General features: G+C 66.1%; 14 protein-coding genes. 7 read left to right on the forward strand and 7 right to left on the reverse strand.

All coding sequences use genetic code 11. The features are described from left to right. Positions 1–4: 4 nt before the first annotated feature. The gene (locus FNA67_RS08515) at positions 5–568 is read right to left on the reverse strand and encodes a DUF1349 domain-containing protein (protein ID WP_147655747.1); all 564 of its coding nucleotides are present in this window, start codon (positions 566–568) and stop codon (positions 5–7) included. Between the two features lie 156 nt (positions 569–724). On the opposite strand from FNA67_RS08515, the gene guaA reads away from it, so the two are divergent. After that, the gene (guaA, locus tag FNA67_RS08520; protein ID WP_147655748.1) at positions 725–2299 is read left to right on the forward strand and encodes a glutamine-hydrolyzing GMP synthase; all 1575 of its coding nucleotides are present in this window, start codon (positions 725–727) and stop codon (positions 2297–2299) included. A 40-nt stretch (positions 2300–2339) separates the two neighbouring features. On the opposite strand, the gene FNA67_RS08525 is transcribed toward guaA, so the two are convergent. After that, positions 2340–3407: a GlxA family transcriptional regulator gene (locus tag FNA67_RS08525; RefSeq protein ID WP_147655749.1), complete on the reverse strand. Its 1068-nt coding sequence runs from the start codon at positions 3405–3407 to the stop codon at positions 2340–2342. Between the two features lie 150 nt (positions 3408–3557). Beyond that, entirely contained in the window at positions 3558–3977 is a 420-nt protein-coding gene (locus tag FNA67_RS08530) for a VOC family protein (protein ID WP_147655750.1), read from the reverse strand. Between the two features lie 68 nt (positions 3978–4045). Here FNA67_RS08530 and FNA67_RS08535 point away from each other — a divergent pair, with 68 nt between their 5' ends. The 3 genes from FNA67_RS08535 to FNA67_RS08545 all read left to right on the forward strand — a co-directional run bounded on the left by FNA67_RS08535 (position 4046) and on the right by FNA67_RS08545 (position 6064). Then, positions 4046–4624 (forward strand): TetR/AcrR family transcriptional regulator, encoded by a 579-nt coding sequence (locus FNA67_RS08535; RefSeq protein WP_147655751.1) that lies wholly within the window; start codon positions 4046–4048, stop codon positions 4622–4624. A gap of 75 nt (positions 4625–4699) precedes the next feature. Continuing rightward, on the forward strand, positions 4700–5434 hold the full coding sequence (locus FNA67_RS08540; protein WP_147655752.1) for an SOS response-associated peptidase: 735 nt from the start codon (positions 4700–4702) through the stop codon (positions 5432–5434). Between the two features lie 63 nt (positions 5435–5497). Continuing rightward, the gene (locus tag FNA67_RS08545; protein ID WP_147655753.1) at positions 5498–6064 is read left to right on the forward strand and encodes an NnrU family protein; all 567 of its coding nucleotides are present in this window, start codon (positions 5498–5500) and stop codon (positions 6062–6064) included. On the opposite strand, the gene FNA67_RS08550 is transcribed toward FNA67_RS08545, so the two are convergent. Then, a complete protein-coding gene (locus FNA67_RS08550; RefSeq protein ID WP_147655754.1) occupies positions 6050–6781 on the reverse strand; it encodes a polysaccharide deacetylase family protein in 732 nt (243 codons plus the stop codon). The two genes, FNA67_RS08545 and FNA67_RS08550, sit on opposite strands and share 15 nt — an antisense overlap. A gap of 157 nt (positions 6782–6938) precedes the next feature. Here FNA67_RS08550 and FNA67_RS08555 point away from each other — a divergent pair, with 157 nt between their 5' ends. The 3 genes from FNA67_RS08555 to FNA67_RS08565 all read left to right on the forward strand — a co-directional run bounded on the left by FNA67_RS08555 (position 6939) and on the right by FNA67_RS08565 (position 10781). After that, on the forward strand, positions 6939–7892 hold the full coding sequence (locus FNA67_RS08555) for a tetratricopeptide repeat protein (protein WP_147655755.1): 954 nt from the start codon (positions 6939–6941) through the stop codon (positions 7890–7892). Between the two features lie 36 nt (positions 7893–7928). Continuing rightward, positions 7929–9359 carry a ribosome biogenesis GTPase Der gene (gene der / locus FNA67_RS08560; RefSeq protein WP_147655756.1) on the forward strand — a complete coding sequence of 477 codons (1431 nt, stop codon included), beginning with the start codon at positions 7929–7931 and terminating at the stop codon, positions 9357–9359. 141 nt (positions 9360–9500) lie between these two features. Next, on the forward strand, positions 9501–10781 hold the full coding sequence (locus FNA67_RS08565) for a hemolysin family protein (RefSeq protein WP_049704798.1): 1281 nt from the start codon (positions 9501–9503) through the stop codon (positions 10779–10781). A 51-nt stretch (positions 10782–10832) separates the two neighbouring features. On the opposite strand, the gene FNA67_RS08570 is transcribed toward FNA67_RS08565, so the two are convergent. The 3 genes from FNA67_RS08570 to FNA67_RS08580 form a co-directional block, all read right to left on the reverse strand. Beyond that, positions 10833–11579: an SDR family NAD(P)-dependent oxidoreductase gene (locus FNA67_RS08570; protein ID WP_049704799.1), complete on the reverse strand. Its 747-nt coding sequence runs from the start codon at positions 11577–11579 to the stop codon at positions 10833–10835. Beyond that, positions 11579–13063 (reverse strand): amidophosphoribosyltransferase, encoded by a 1485-nt coding sequence (purF, locus tag FNA67_RS08575; protein ID WP_371874358.1) that lies wholly within the window; start codon positions 13061–13063, stop codon positions 11579–11581. The genes FNA67_RS08570 and purF overlap by 1 nt, the downstream gene beginning before the upstream one ends. Positions 13064–13154: 91 nt before the next feature. Continuing rightward, a complete protein-coding gene (locus FNA67_RS08580) occupies positions 13155–13796 on the reverse strand; it encodes a CvpA family protein (RefSeq protein WP_053167790.1) in 642 nt (213 codons plus the stop codon). Between the last annotated feature and the right edge of the window lie 15 nt (positions 13797–13811).

Consider the following 13811-nt stretch of genomic DNA (forward strand, 5'->3'; position numbering starts at 1 on the left):
TTGATCAAGCGTGCAATTCCTTGGCGATGGGCGGGCCGATGACGTAACGGTCGAAGCGCACCTCGAGCCCTTCGCCGACCGGCGAGCAGCACATGCGTCCGATCTCGACCGATGGGGGCATCGCGAGGTAGGCCAGGCGCACGAGGCGCCACTCGCCGCCAACCAGCAACTGCACCCGCAACGCTTCGGCGTGGCGGGTGAGACGCAGGGTCACCGGTTGCGAGGAGGCTCCGTCGAGCCGAAGCACCGACCAGTCCGACTGGTCGTCGCGCGTCACTACCACCGAGAAATGCATGTAGCCGTCGGTGAACTCGACCCCGGCCTTGAGCCAGTTCCGCTCGTCAACGCGCAGCATCAGCCCGGCCTGGTCGTAGAGTTCGGCATAGTCAGCCGAGACCTGCAGCTCGGCGCTGAAATCGCCCTCGACCGGCTCGGCATAGAAATGGCCGTTGTCGTGGAGGAAGCCGTAGAAGGTGTTGTTCCAGAAGTCGGTTTCCCGGGCGGTGGTGACAGCGAGCACGCCGCCTTCCTCGCCCCAGATGGGTGGGTCGTTGTGCCAGACTGGCATGGGCGGCATCTCCACTTGAATCGGATCGGCAGCATCGAGGCGTAACCGGCGGGAACGACTCGTCATTTCGGCGGCCTGGCCTGTCGCGACGGTGACGCAGGGCTCCCCTGCGTGCGCCCGCTTGCGTATTTCCCAGACTCCCGCTAATGGCTCGCCATGCAAACATCGGCGACCGCTTCTCCCCCGCAAAACAGCATTCTCATTGTTGATTTCGGATCGCAAGTCACACAGTTGATCGCGCGGCGTATCCGCGAGGCCGGCGTGTATTGCGAGGTTCATCCGTTCAACACGGCTGAGAAGGCCCTCCACGCGCTCAACCCCAAGGGCATCGTGCTCTCGGGGAGCCCGGCTTCGACGCTGGACGACAACGCGCCCACCATCCACCCCGACCTGATCGCCGCCAACGTGCCGATCCTGGGCATCTGCTACGGCCAGCAGGCGCTCTGCATGGCGCTGGGCGGCAAGGTCGAGCGCGGGCACGACGCCGAATACGGTCGCTCCGAGGTCAAGGTCGAGAAGGCCTCTGCTCTTTACGATGGCGTCTGGGACGTGGGCACCGAGCACACCGTCTGGATGAGCCACGGCGACCGCGTCACGGCGATCCCGCCGGGCTTTGAAGTGGTCGGCACCTCCAATGGCGCCCCCTTCGCCATGATCGCCGACGAGAAGCGCCGCATCTGGGCCGTGCAGTTCCACCCCGAAGTGGTGCACACGCCCGATGGGGCCAAGCTCTACGCCAATTTCGTCCACGAAATCTGCGGCATTGCCGGCGACTGGACCATGCACGCCTACCGCCAGCGCGCCATCGACAAGATCCGCGCCCAGGTGGGCAAGGGCAGGGTGCTTTGCGCCCTTTCGGGCGGCGTCGACTCCTCGGTTGCCGCGGTACTCATCCACGAGGCGATCGGCGACCAGCTTACCTGCGTCTTCGTCGACCACGGCCTGATGCGCATGAACGAGGCCGACGAAGTCGTCACCATGTTCCGCGACCAGTACAATATTCCGCTGGTCCACGTGGATGCCTCCGGCAAGTTCCTGGGGGAACTGGAGGGGCAGACGGATCCCGAGACCAAGCGCAAGATCATCGGCAAGCTCTTCATCGAAGTCTTCGAGGAAGAAGCCAAGAAGATCGGCGGCGCCGAGTTCCTGGCGCAGGGCACGCTCTACCCCGACGTGATCGAAAGCGTCTCGTTCTCGGGCGGCCCGTCCGTCACCATCAAGAGCCACCACAATGTGGGCGGCCTGCCCGAGCGCATGAACATGCAGCTCGTCGAACCGCTGCGCGAACTCTTCAAGGACGAAGTGCGCGCGCTCGGTCGCGAACTGGGCCTGCCGGACCGCTTCATCGGCCGCCACCCGTTCCCCGGTCCGGGCCTCGCCATCCGCTGCCCGGGCGGCATTACGGCAGAAAAGCTCGACATCCTGCGCAAGGCGGACGCGATCTATCTGGACGAAATCCGCAAGTCCGGCCAGTACGACAAGATCTGGCAGGCCTTCGCCGTGCTGCTGCCGGTGCAGACCGTCGGCGTGATGGGCGATGGCCGCACCTACGAATTCGTCTGCGCCCTGCGCGCGGTGACCTCGGTGGACGGCATGACGGCCGACTTCTACCAGTTCGACATGAACTTCCTCGGCAAGACGGCAACGCGCATCATCAACGAAGTGCGCGGCATCAACCGGGTCGTCTACGACGTCACCAGCAAGCCACCCGGCACGATCGAGTGGGAGTGATCCAAAGGCCGGCATCGCCGGCCTTTTTCTTTTCCGGCGCTCAGCCGCGTCTTTCGCGGAAGGTCCGGGCGCCGGCGTGGAAGATCCGCCGTAGTTCCTGATCGGGGCCCGGCTCGTCCGGGTGCTCTGTGGGCGCGTTCATATGGAAGCGGGCGCGGTATTCGGTGGGCGGAATGCCTATGCGGGCCATGAAGGCGCGGCGCATGTTGGCCTCTCCGCCCAAGCCCGACAGCACCGCCACCTCGCCCAGGCCGCGATCGGTCCATTCGAGGAGATTGCAGGCATGCCGGAACCGGGCGTCGGCGACGAACTCGCCGAGTGGGGTGCCCGTATGCAGCCGGAAGGCGCGCAACAGGGTGCGCTGGCCCATGCCCGCCCGCCTGGCCAGCGCTTCGGTGCGCAGGTCCTCGGCCGGGTTGTCGATGATCCATTGCTGCAGTTCGCCGATGGCGGGCGTGTCCGAGAACTGCGCTCGCAGATGCGTGCTGAACTGGGACTGGCCCCCCGACCGGCGCAGGTAGAGCACCATGTGGCGCGCCACTTCCATCGCCAGCGGCCGGCCGCAATCGGCCTCGATGAGCGCCAGCGCCAGATCCATGCCGGCGGTCATGCCCGCCGAGGTCCAGACATTGCGGCTGCGCACGAAGAGCGCATCCATGTCGACATCGGTTTCCGGATAGCGGCGGGAGAGCTCGTCGCCATAGGCCCAGTGGGTGGCGACCCGCACCGAGCGGGTCAACCCGGCCGCCGCAAGCAGGAAGGCGCCGTTGCAGACCGAACCGTAGCGCCCCGCAGTAGTGGCGCGCTCGGCCAGCCAGGCCTTGGTGCGGCTGTCCTCGCCCGCCAGCGGCGCAGCGGGGCCGCCGGGAACGAGCAGTGTGTCGACGCTGGACGGCAGGGTCGCGAAGCTATGGGTGGGCTGGAGCGAAATCCAGCCGCCGGCTGCCTGCACCATCTTGCCGTCATGGGAAACGGTCGCGATGTCGTAGGGTGCGTTCCCGGAGATGAAGTTCGCCAGTCCGAAGCATTCGAGCGGGCCCGTGACGTCACTCGGCGCAACGCCGTCATAGACGAGCATCGCTATCGAGTGTTGCCCCTTGTCCGCCATTGACCGTGCCCCATGGTGTTCGGACCTTCGAGTGAACACACCAGCCGGTTCCCGGGCAAGCGATATCCGGCATAAGCGGGACCCGCGACGCCAGTCGGGTCGGGAGGGGATTGGCGTCCCTTCGCGCCCTACGGGAGCGTGGTGAACCGCTCAGGGGGCCGCGTCCTGATAGAGGCTGGCGAACTCCTCGGAGGGTGGAATGGGTTTGATGATGTCGATCAGGACGCCATTGGGATCGGCAGTGATGAAGTGGCGCTGACCGAAGGCCTCGTCGCGCAAAGGCGTCAGTATCGGGAGCCCGGCTTCGACGGCGGCGGCGTGAATGGCATCCACATCTTCCACTTCGAAATTGAGGATGACACCGCTGGCCTTGCCGCGGGCCGGCAGGGGCACGGTTTCATGCGCGCCGTCCAGAACGGCGAGGTTCACCGCTCCATCATCGGGCAATTGCAGATGGACATACCAATCGGCCGCGAAGAGCGCCACGAAGCCGAAGTGACGCTGGTAGAATGCGGCAGTGCCAGCGACGTCGGAGGTCATCAGGACAGGGTAATAGCTTGTGACTTTCATGGTGGCGTCTCCCGGGGCATTAACATACAGTCTGTTTGTATCTGTCGATTAACATACAGGCTGTATGTATGCAACGTGTTTCGAACCAGGATCGCACCGAGCGCATGCGACGCACGCTCTTGGATGTGGCGCGGACCCTGTTCGTGGAGAAGGGCTATGCCCAGACTTCGACGCCGGAGATCGTCGCGGCGGCAGGGGTGACGCGCGGGGCGCTCTATCACCACTTCGCCGACAAGCAGGCGGTTTTCCGCGCCGTGGTGGAAAGCGAGGCGGCCGCGGTTGCCGTTGCCATCGAAGCGCATGCGCAGGATGCCGCGGACGCGCGCGGCGCCTTGCGAGCCGGCACGCGCGCCTATCTCGAGGCAATGCGCGTGCCCGGGCGGACGCGCCTGCTGCTCATCGAGGGGCCGGCAGTCCTGGGCAGCGCATTGCTGTCGTCGCTCGACGCGGAGCACGCGGCACGTACGCTGCGGGAAGGCATCGAGGCCGCGCGCGCCCAGAGCGCGGCGGCATCGGCCATCCCGGCCGCCGTGCTTGCCGATCTGCTTTCGGCCGCTTTCGATCGAGCGGCCATCGCGATCGAGGGCGGCGCAAAGCCGGAGACGTTCCTCGAGGCGATGGACGAAATGATCGCACGGCTGGTCTAGGCCGTCGCCAGCCGCTTTGTTGTGGAAGGATGTCCCACGGGCTGCGCCCTGGGCCGCGTCGGGGTAAAAGACAGTATGTGCAATCTCTACTCGGTGACCACCAACCAGGCCGCGCTGCGGGCGCTGGTGCGCGCTTTCCACGATGCGACGGGCAACCTGCCGCTGCTGCCGGGAATCTATCCCGACTATTTCGCCCCCATCGTGCGCGGCAACGATTCCGAGCGGTCGCTCGAACTCGCGCGCTGGGGCCTGCCTTCGCTGGTGGGCGTCGATGACGGCAAGCCCAATCGCGGCAACACCAATATCCGCCGGCCCTGGCTGGACGACTGGAAGGGGTATCTCGGCCTCGAGAACCGCTGCCTTGCGCCCTTTACCCGGTTTTCCGAACCCACCAGGCTCGCCAGCGGCGAGAGCGGCAATGCCTGGTTCGCGCTCGACGAGAGCGAGCCGCTCCTCTGCTTCGCCGGCTTCTGGACGCGCTGGCACGGCATGCGGCGCAAGGACGAGGGCGTGATGGATCACGCCGTCTTCGGCTTCCTCACCACCGCGCCCAACGACGTGGTCGGCGCCATCCACGAAAAGGCCATGCCCGTGATCCTCACCAGCGAGGAAGAGCGCGAGGTCTGGCTGCGCGCGCCCTGGTCCGAGGCGCGCGACCTGCAGCGGCCGCTGCCCAACGGCGTGCTCAAGGTGGTGCACGAGACCCCGCTCAAGGTCCTGCCGGGCGTTGAAGGCATTCCCTCGGGCGATCCGCTACGTCCCAGCCAGGCCTCCAAGCCCGAGGAACCCGACCAGCCTTCACTGTTCTAGCCCACTGGCACAAACCCACCGACTCGTTGCTAAGTACCGCCCAATACGGGGGAGTATTGCAGCATGTGGATTTTGATCGCCGGTCTGGTGGTGTTTTTCGCCATTCACTGTATCCGGATCGTCGCGCCGGATTTTCGCGAGCGCCAACTGGCGCAGAACGAGCGGCGCTGGAAGGGCATTTATTCGCTGGTATCGCTGGTGGGGCTGGGTCTGATCATCTGGGGCTGGTGGGTCTACCGTGGCGAGGCGCCCGAGATATATGAGCCGCCGGCCTGGGGGCGTCACGTCACCATGCTGCTGGTGCTGCTGGCCTTCATCCTGCTCGCGGCATCCAACATGCCGGCAGGCTATATCAAGACCTGGGTGCAGCATCCGATGCTGACCGGCGTCTTCCTCTGGGCCCTCGGTCACCTGCTGGCCAATGGCGATCAGGCTTCACTGCTGCTCTTCGGCAGCTTTCTCGTCTATTCGCTGGTGGACCGCATCGCAGTGGCGGTGCGACCCGCGCCGCCGGTGGCGTTCGTCAGCGCCCGCTCCGATGTCCTGGCCATTGTCATTGGCGTGGTGATCTACGCGACCTTCGTGCTCTATCTGCACGGCTTGCTGTTCGGCGTCTCACCGCTGAGCTAGATCGCCATCGGCTCCGAAGGTCACGACGTCCTCGAGGCGCACGAAGCTGAAGCCGCGCGCCTTGAGGGCGAGTATGCCCGCCGCCACGCCACCGCCGGCAGGCCGCCGGGGCTGGTTGATATGGGCGATGATCACGTCGCCGTCCTGGGCGTGCGCGATCCGATGGGCGGTCGAGGCAGCCGAGAGCGAGGCGCCCTGGTCGCCATTGAGCGAGTAGCCCGCGATCTTGAGGTCGAGGTGACGCACGAGCGACATGGCTTCCGGGCTATAGAGCGCGGTGGCGTCGCGATACCAGCTGGCCTTTACGCCGGTGGCGTGGAGCAGGGCGACCTGGCCGCCCTCGACTTCGGCGGAAATGGCATCGAGCGTGCCGGCGGGCCGGATGCCGTAGACGGGCTTCGTCCCCAGCACGGCCGGAACATGCTCGGCCCCGTGGTCCTCGAGCTCGAAGAGTTCGGGGTGGGCGAGCATCACCTTGACCGCCGCCTCGTTGCGCGCGAGCCAGCGCGCCGTCACGAAGACCGTGGCGGGGATGGCGTTGTCGACCAGCGTGGAAAGGATGCGCATGTCGGTGCCGCCCATGCAGGCGTCGAGCGTCAGGGCCACCTGGGGGTGCTCCGGGCCGCCCGACGCGATGTTGAGCCGCGGCTCGCGCAAGGGCTCCGCAAAGGCGTTTGCGCTCCAGACGAGAAAGGGCAGGGCGAGAAGCAGACGCATGGGAAATACCGGGAAAAGGGGCCGTTTCGACCAACGTGATCCTACCCGATTGCGGCGCGAACAAGTTCACGGATTTTCGCTATCCGGTTCAATTGCAATCCTAAGCCTGCATCACTATTGTGCCGCAACTTTCAAGACCGGTTAGCCAAGGCCTTCCATGTCCCAAGACAACATTTTCCGCGAAGTCGACGAAGAGCTGCGCAGCGAGCGCATGCGGACGCTATGGCGCCGTTTCGGGCCCTACGTCATCGGCGCGGCGGTTGCCGTGGTGCTGGTCGTGGCGATCAACGAGGGCTGGAGCTGGTGGCGCAATTCCACCGCTGCCCAGGCCTCCGATGAATACTACGCGGCTCTCAAGCTCGCCGATGGCGGCGACCTTGCGGGCGCCCAGGCCGAACTGACCAAGATCGAGGGGCAGGGCGGTGGCTACGCCACGCTCGCCAAGTTCAAGCAGGCTGCGCTCCTGGCCAAGGACGGCAAGAAGAGCGAAGCGGTGGCCGCCTATGACGCCCTCGCCTCGGGCGAGAGCAATGTGCGCTTGCGCGAACTGGCGCTGGTGCTCGCCGGCAACCTGCTGGTGGATACCGGCACGCTCAACGACGTCGAGCAACGCGTCGGCTCGCTCAACACCACTGACAGCCCGCTGCGCAATTCGGCGCGCGAAGCCATCGGCCTGGCCCAGTACAAGGCCGGCGACCTGACCGCCGCCAAGGCGACGTTCGACGCCATCATGACCGACCCGATCGCCCCGCGCGAACTGCAGAATCGCGCCGAGCTCTATATCGCCCAGATCGTGGCCGAAGGCGGCGCTGCCGCCGCCACTGTCGCTGCCGACACCCCGGCACCGGCCGCCGACGCCACCGCCGCGCCCGCAGCCGACGCGACGCCCGCTCCTGCGACCGACGCTCCGGCTACCGAGGCTCCCGCCGCTGCCGCACCGGCAGCCGACGCGCCGGCGGCTGATGCTCCCGCGGCCGAGTCGGCAAATCCGCTGGCCAACAGCTCCTCGATGATGCAGATGATGACTCCGGCCCCGCAGGCGCCCGCCGAGCAGCCCGCAGCCACCACCGAACCCGCAACGCCCGCGCAGGCTCCCGCGACGGCCAACTAGGCTGTCGCGACCCAACTGCGTGAGACTGGAGGACCGATGAGCGTCACAGTTGCCATTGTCGGTCGTCCCAATGTGGGCAAATCGACCCTTTTCAACCGCCTCGTCGGGCGCAAGATCGCGCTCGTCGACGATACGCCGGGCGTGACGCGCGACCGCCGCGAAGCGGAGGGGCGGATTGCGGACCTGCATTTCCGCATCCTCGACACGGCCGGCTACGAGGACAAGACCGACGGCTCGCTCGAAGATCGCATGCGCCGGCAGACCGAGCTGGCCATCCGCGAGGCCGACGTCATCCTTTTCATGTACGACGCCAGGGCCGGGGTGACCCCGCTTGACGAGCGCTTCGCGCAGGTCCTGCGCCGGGCGGGCAAGGACGTGCACCTGATCGGCAACAAGGCCGAAGGCAAGGCGTCCGATGCCGGGCTGACCGAAGGCTATTCGCTCGGCTTCGGCGAGCCGGTGCCGCTGTCGGCCGAACACGGCCAGGGCATGGCGGACCTTCACGCCATCATCTCCCAGGCCATCGACCGGATCGTAGACAAGCAGAAGCAGACGGCGCAGGCGAGCCTGGACATCATGCCCGAGGTCAACGTCGACCTGCCCGAGGACGATGGCACCGACGAGAACGCCCCGACCCGCCGCTGGGACCCGACGCGCCACCTCAACGTCGCCATCATCGGTCGCCCCAACGCCGGCAAGTCGACGCTGATCAACCGCATGGTCGGCGAGGAACGCCTGCTGACAGGCCCCGAGGCCGGCATCACGCGCGACAGCATCCTGGTGCCCTGGGAATGGGAAGGGCGCACCATCAACCTTGTGGACACGGCCGGCATGCGCCGCCGCAACAAGGTGCACGAAAAGCTCGAAAAGCTCGCAGTGGGAGATTCGCTGCGCTCGATCCAGTACGCCGAAGTCGTGGTGCTGCTGCTGGACGCCACGATCCCGTTCGAGAAGCAGGACCTGCAGCTTGCCGACCTCGTCGAGCGCGAGGGCCGCGCGCTGGTGATCGCCCTCAACAAGTGGGACCTGATCGAGGACAAGAACGCCGCGCTCACGGAGTTGCGCGAGATGTGCGAGCGGCTGCTGCCGCAGTTGCGCGGCGTGCCGCTGGTGACGCTTTCCGGCCTGCAGGGACGCAATATCGACAAGCTCATGGCCGCGATCTTCAAGATCGAGAAGGCCTGGAACACCCATATCTCGACGGCGCGGCTCAACCGCTGGCTGGCGGCCATGATCGAAGGTCATCCGCCTCCGGCCGTCTCCGGACGTCGCCTCAAGCTGCGCTACATGACCCAGGCCAAGACGCGCCCGCCCAGCTTCATCGTCTTCTCCTCGCGCCCCGATGCCCTGCCTGCGGCGTATCAGCGCTACCTGGTCAACGGCCTGCGCGAAACCTTCGAGATGCCCGGAACGCCCATCCGTCTTTGGGTTCGCGGCGGCAAGAACCCGTTCGCCGACCAGGACTAGGCGCGCCTGTTTGGGGTTCGCGCGGGAAAAACATCCGCGCGACTTATTCACACCCATAGCGAAAATTGCGGAAATGCCGCATAACTCTCAACGCTTAAGCGACCCGATGCAGAGTGCGGGGCCGCATCCTTTGATACGAGCTTGTTTCTCGAAATACTGATTATCGCCGTTCTGACCCTGGTGAACGGCCTTCTCGCAATGTCCGAGCTCGCCGTGGTGTCCTCACGGCCAGCGCGCCTCAAGGTTTTGGCGGCCGATGGCCGCAAGGGCGCCGAAACAGCCATGAGGCTGGCCGAAAACCCCGGACGGTTCCTCTCGAGCGTACAGATCGGCATCACGCTGGTCGGCGTCCTGTCGGGCGCCTTCTCGGGCGCCACGCTCGGCGGGCGCCTGTCGGTCTGGTTGGCGAGCGTCGGCGTAGCCCCCGGCGCGGCCGACGCGCTGGGCGTGGGTATCGTGGTGGTGATCATCACCTACCTCTCCCTCATCATCGGCGAACTGGTACCCAAGCAGATCGCCCTGCGTGATCCGGAAGGCATCGCCACCCGTGTGGCGCCGAGCATGGCGATGATCGCCACCGTCGCCGCGCCACTGGTGTGGTTCCTCGACATTTCCGGCCGCGCCGTGCTGACCCTCCTGGGGCAGGGCGGCGAGCAGGAAGAAAAGGTCACCGAAGAAGAGGTCAAGACCCTCATCGCGGAGGCCGAGAGCGCCGGCGTGCTCGAAAGCGACGAGCGCTCGATGATCACCGGCGTCATGCGCCTGGCCGACCGCTCCGCGCGCGGCCTGATGACGCCGCGTCGCGACGTGGAACTGATCGATCTCTCCGACGACATGGAGACGATCCGCAAGACCATTCGCCAGACCCACCGCTCGCGCCTGCCGGTGCAGGACGGCGACGCCGACACCATCATCGGCGTGCTGGCGATCAAGGACCTAGTGGAAGTCTATGCGGAGGGCAAGCCGCTCGACATCCGTCGCCTGGTGCAGCCCGCCCCTGTGGTGATGGACCGCACCGACGCCCTGGGCGTGGTGCGCGCGCTGCGCGCCTCGGTGGTGCACATGGCGCTGGTCTTTGACGAGTACGGACACTTCGAAGGCATCGTGACCTCCGGCGACCTGCTTGAGGCGATCACGGGCGTTTTCCAGGAAGAGGAAGGCGCCGACCCGGCGGTCGTGCAGCGCGAGGACGGCTCGTTCCTCGTCTCGGGCTGGATGCCGGTGGACGAATTCTCCGACCGCATGGGCATTCCCGTGCCGCGCGACGCCAAGTACGAGACCGTGGCCGGCTACGTGCTCTCGCAGATGAACCACCTTCCGAGCGTCGGCGAGACGTTCGAACGGGGCGGCTGGCGCTTCGAGGTGGTGGATCTGGATGGGCGACGGATCGACAAGATCCTGATGTCGCGAGCGGGCGAATAACGCCCCGCAAAGTCGAACGGCGCGAGGTGATCTCGCGCCGTCCCGAAAGTCTCAGAGTTCGCTCAGTTCGCCCGACTTGACGTTGAAGAGCTTGCCGTTCTCGGCATAGCGCGGGCTGATCATGTCGACCAGGGCCGGCGCGATGGTCTTGGGCGAGGGCAGGGTATCGGGATCTTCCCCCGGCATGGCCTTGGCGCGCATCGCGGTGCGGACCTGCCCGGGATAGAAGATGTTGGCCTTGACCGTGGTGGTGGCCATTTCCTCGGCATAGACCTTGACCATGGCGTTGAGCGCCGCCTTGCTGGCCGCATAGCTGCCCCAGTAGGCGCGCGGATTGGTGGCCGCCCCGCTGCTGACGAACACCGCGCGCCCGGCCGTCGACTGGCGCAGCAACAGGTCCATCGAGCGGATCAGGCGGAAGTTGGCCGTCACGTTCGTGGCGAACACCTTGTCGAACTCATCGGGCGCAATGTGGGGCAGCGGGCTTAGCGTGCCCAGCATGCCCGCATTGGCGATCATGCCATCCAGTGCACCCCAGCGCTCGAAGATCGCCGCGCCCAGCCGGTCGATGGCATCGCCATCGCGCAGGTCGAGCGGCACCAGCGTCGTCGCCGCGCCAAGGTCCTGGATTTCGTCGTCGAGTTCCTCGAGGCCTCCAACGGTGCGGGCGACGGCGACCACGTGGGCGCCGCGCCGCGCCGCTTCCAGCGCCGCCGCGTAACCGATACCGCGCGATGCGCCGGTAACGAGCACGACCTTGTCGTGAAGGTCCTGCCCCTTTGCCTCAGTCTTGGCCATTAACCTGCTTCCCTCATGAGCGAAATCTGCTTGGGTTCATTCTTCTGCCGCCCATCAAGGTCCGTCAGCGAGGTCGGATATTCCCCGGTGAAGTAGTGGTCCGTGAACTGCGGGGCGAGCGGATTGCGCGCCTCTCCGCCGACGGCGCGATAGAGCCCGTCGATGGAAAGGAACTGCAGCGAATCCGCCCCGATATAGCGGCACATCGCCTCCAGGTCCGCATACTGGTTGGCCAGCAGCTTTTCCGGATCGGGCGTGTCGATGCCGTAATAGTCCGAGTGGAAGATCATCGGGCTCGCCACCCGGATGTGGACTTCCTTGGCGCCGGCCTCGCGGATCATCTGGACGATCTTGAGCGAGGTGGTGCCGCGCACGATCGAGTCATCGACCAGCACCACGCGCTTGCCAGCGATCTCCTCGCGGTTGGCCGAGTGCTTGAGCTTGACCCCGAACGCGCGGATCTGCTGGGTGGGCTCGATGAAGGTGCGCCCGACATAGTGGTTGCGGATGATGCCGAGCTCGAACGGAATGCCGCTCTGCTGGGCAAAGCCGATGGCCGCGGGCGTGCCGCCATCGGGAACCGGAACCACGACATCGGCCTCGACCGGCGCCTCGAGCGCCAGGTTCATGCCCATGCGCTTGCGCGCGCCATAGACGGAGCGGCCGGCCACGACCGAATCCGGGCGGGCGAAATAGACGTACTCGAACAGGCACACGCGCTCGCGCTTGGGCGTGCGCGGCTTGATCGAATCGATGGTGATCGAGCCGTCCGCCTGCGTCTCGCAGATCACGACTTCCCCGTTCTCGACGTCCCGCACGAACTTGGCGCCGATGATGTCGAGCGCACAGGTTTCCGAGGCAAAGATCGGCTTGCCGTCGAGCTCGCCGAGCACCAGCGGGCGGATGCCGTTGGGGTCGCGCGCGCCGATGAGCTTGGTGCGGGTGAGGGCCACGAGCGCATAGGCGCCTTCGAGGTGCCCGATGGCATCGAGGAACCGCTCGCTGGAGGACTGGCGGCGCGAGCGGGCGATGAGGTGGAGCACCACCTCGGTATCGGAGGTGGACTGGCAGATTGCCCCGCTGGCGATGAGCTGGCGGCGCAGGGTCAGCCCGTTGGTGAAGTTGCCGTTATGGGCGATGGCGATGCCGCCGACTTCGAGCTCAGCGAAGAGCGGCTGCACGTTGCGCAGGATGGTTTCGCCAGTGGTGGAGTAGCGGACGTGGCCCATGGCCATGTCGCCGGGGAGGCGCGCCAGGGTAGCAGGGTCGGTATAGTGATCGCCAACGAGGCCCAGCTGGCGTTCCGAATGGAACTGGCGGCCATCGAAGGTGACGATACCCGCCGCCTCCTGGCCGCGATGCTGGAGCGCATGCAGGCCAAGGGCCGTCAGCGTCGCCGCGTCGCGGTGGCCCAGAATGCCAAACACGCCGCACTCTTCATGCAGCGTGTCGCCATCGATATCGAAATGATCGTCGTCTTGCATGGGCAGCACCATCGGCTCCTTGCGTCCAAAAACGGTTCGGACCGCTATAAGCGGTCCGCAATGGGCGAGCTATGGTCTCACCCCGATATGATCAGGCCGGTGTGTTCGCCGGCTGGTTGGTGACGGGCGCCGGGGGCGTCACGGTGCCCGGGAGCGGGCTGTCGTCTTCGCCGGCATCGGTGCCTTCATCGACAGGCGCCGTATCCTCGGTGGGCACGGCACCCTTGCCGCGCTTGAGGATGGCGTTGACCTGTTCTTCCAGGTTCGGCGGCAGCGCCGCGATAAGGGAATCGCCGAAGCCCTGCAGGATCGGCAGCGACTTCGAGTTCGCGGCCCATGCCGGCAGGTTCGACCCCATCAGCCAGACCCCGAAGATGACGGCGACGACGCCGATCACGATCCCGCGCAGCACGCCGAAGACGAAGCCCAGGGTGCGGTCGAGCGGGCCGATGCGGCTATCGACGACGAAATCGGCGATGCGCATGGTGATCAGGTGCAGCACGATCAGCGAGATGATGAAGGTGACAACCACCGTGGCGACGTCGGCCACGATCTGCTCCTGGATGTATCCACGCGCGATTTCCGGGTGGAACTGCCACATATAGATGGCGATGGCAGCGGACCCGGCCCAGGTGGCAAGCGAGAGCACCTCGCGCGTGAGCCCACGCGCCGTGGCGAGGATCGCCGAGATCAGTACCAGGATTCCGATCCCAACATCGAATGCTGTCAGCATAGTCTGCTCGTTTGC

The organism is Youhaiella tibetensis (genome assembly GCF_008000755.1).
GTDB lineage: Bacteria > Pseudomonadota > Alphaproteobacteria > Rhizobiales > Devosiaceae > Paradevosia > Paradevosia tibetensis.